This is a genomic window from uncultured Thermomonas sp., from assembly GCF_937872235.1.
GTDB classification, from domain to species: domain Bacteria; phylum Pseudomonadota; class Gammaproteobacteria; order Xanthomonadales; family Xanthomonadaceae; genus Thermomonas; species Thermomonas beijingensis.
This window is the reverse complement of the sequence record NZ_CALMPC010000034.1, coordinates 1-2,171: the sequence shown is the minus strand read 5'-3', so window position 1 is coordinate 2,171 and position 2,171 is coordinate 1. Positions and strand designations below refer to the sequence as shown.

Annotated in this window: 2 protein-coding genes and 1 pseudogene; 2 read left to right on the top strand and 1 reads right to left on the bottom strand. The window is 62.9% G+C overall.

Going from position 1 to position 2,171, the window contains the following annotated elements:
- Positions 1-271: 271 nt before the first annotated feature.
- Positions 272-784: an RcnB family protein gene (locus tag QWB57_RS03135; protein ID WP_288968290.1), complete on the top strand. Its 513-nt coding sequence runs from the start codon at positions 272-274 to the stop codon at positions 782-784.
- Positions 785-866: 82 nt separating this feature from the next.
- On the opposite strand, the gene QWB57_RS03130 is transcribed toward QWB57_RS03135, so the two are convergent.
- Positions 867-1,910, bottom strand: coding sequence for a putative sulfate exporter family transporter (locus QWB57_RS03130; RefSeq protein ID WP_288968288.1), 1,044 nt, complete (start codon positions 1,908-1,910; stop codon positions 867-869).
- Between the two features lie 122 nt (positions 1,911-2,032).
- Here QWB57_RS03130 and glyA point away from each other — a divergent pair.
- Positions 2,033-2,171: pseudogene (gene glyA, locus QWB57_RS03125) on the top strand (serine hydroxymethyltransferase); the annotation flags it as partial.

The window sequence follows — 2,171 nt, the reverse complement described above, 5'->3', positions numbered from 1 at the left end:
GCCGCTTGGGCGGAACCATCTTGGACACGCGGTTCATGGTGTAGATGTATTGCGAGGACATGCAGAAAGCTCCGTGAGCGCAAACGCGCCCGCACCATGAGGTGCGAATGGCAAAAGGGGGGTGGCAACCGGCAAATTATACCGGCAGTGGCTCGGGTTGAGTTCCTTGAATACTGGCTGAGGGTGGCGACAAGGTGCCGGCTGCAGCAATGCTTTATTCAGTCTGTCGGGTAGATAGTTGAGTCACGAACTACTCGGACGGGAGTCAGCCATGAAAACCTTATTCTCACTTGTTGCCGCTGCAGCCGTGATGCTTGGGATGGTGTCGGCACCGGCACTGGCCGGCGATCACCATGGCCACGATGGACACCGGAATGGTCAACGCGACTGGGACCATCAGGGCAACAACAGTGGATGGCGCAACTCCGCGCACGACAATGGCAATCATGGGAGGTATCGCGGCAGCTACGGCAACTCGCGTGGCGATTACTATCGCGGAGACGATCGCGCCGACTATCGGGGTGGTTATCGCGACTACTACCGCCCGAATGACTACCGGCCTGCGCCGCGCGTGGTGTATCGCCCGGTGCCTGCCCCTTACTGGCGTCGCGGCGGGTATTACTACGGCAGGGGCTATGCGCCAACCTATGTGGTCAACGACTGGGGCAATTACGGCCTATACGCCCCACCGTCCGGCTATTACTGGCGGCGTAGCGATGCCGGTGATTTTTTGTTGGTGGCGATCACCACCGGAATCATCACCCATCTCATCTTGAACCACTGATCACACGATGAGGCGTGAACACCAACCGGTTGGCCTGGTGGCCGGCCGGGTTCAGGTCAAGAGTCGAACATTGTCTGGGGTATCAGTGCGGAAGGACGGTTTGCATCGCCAAGCTTGCGAGCGCCACTGCCAGCCACACGCCGAGGCCCAGCAGCACCGGGCGCGGCCCAGTGGCGCGCATTTGTTGCAGGTTTGCGCTTAACCCGATGGCGGCAAGGGCCAATACCATCGCCATGCTGGCAGCCAGGTGCAGCCCGCCAAGTGCCGCTGCGGGCACCCACCCCGCACTGCGCAGCAGCGATGCGGCGATAAACCACAAGATGAACCACGGCACGATGCTGCCGCTGCGCAGGGACGGCTGGGCACTGCCGGCAGCTTGCCCGCGTGCCCGCCATGCCAATGCGCCCGCCAGCAGCAGGCATACCGGCACGATCATGCTCGCCCGCGCCAGTTTGACGATCACCGCATAGTCGCCGGCAGCGTGGCCATAGGCATAGCCTGCGGCGACGACGGATGACGTGTCATTGATTGCGGTGCCGGCCCATAATCCAAATTGGGTGGCATCCATCCCCAGCAGATGCCCCAGCCACGGGAACAGCAGTACCGCCACCACGTTGAACAGGAAAATGGTGGACAGCGCGAACGCGGTGTCATGCTCCTCGGCTTGCAGAATCGGTGCCACTGCCGCAATGGCCGAGCCGCCACAGATGGCCGTGCCCACACCCACCAGCACCGCCAATTTCCCCGGGATTCGCAGCAGCCGGCGCAGCAGCCAAGTGGCGATGAAGGCAAGCGTCAGCGTGGCCAGGGTGACGCGCAGCGAGGCGCGGCCAACATGCGCCACTTCGCCCAGATCCAGCCCCAGCCCCAGCAGCACGATGGACGCTTGCAGCACGTATTTCCCGGCAAATTCGATCCCTGGTGCGCATTGCGCCGGCGGCGTCCACGCGGCGCGCAGCGCCACGCCCAGCAAGATCGCCAATACCGCGCCACCTACCAGCGGCAAGGCCATGCCGCCCAGCCATGCCAAGAGTGCAGGCACACAGGCCAACAGCAGGCCGGGCCATAGGCCTGAGACAGAGGGCACACGCAGCATGGTGGAGGCTTCTGAATCCGAAGCCGTCATTTTCGCAGGTTTCGGGTGCTGGCATGATGATTTTGCATATCGATATGCCATTGGGTTGGCGGCGTCCTCGGTACCACCGCCCGCGGGCTACAATCGCAATCCCCCCAATCCCGGAGTCCCCCATGTTCTCCCGTGCCGACACGCTTGCCGCTTTTGATCCCGAACTGGCCAAGGCCATTGCCGCAGAAGACCGTCGCCAGGAGGACCACGTCGAGCTGATCGCCTCCGAGAACTACGCCAGCCCGCGGGTGATGGAAGCGC

What these genes read in the sequence shown, in the direction of transcription:
- QWB57_RS03135 (WP_288968290.1), top strand. Translation starts at nt 272, where the DNA reads ATGAAAACCTTATTCTCACTTGTTGCCGCTGCAGCCGTGATGCTTGGG.
- QWB57_RS03130 (WP_288968288.1), bottom strand. Translation starts at nt 1,910, where the DNA reads ATGACGGCTTCGGATTCAGAAGCCTCCACCATGCTGCGTGTGCCCTCT.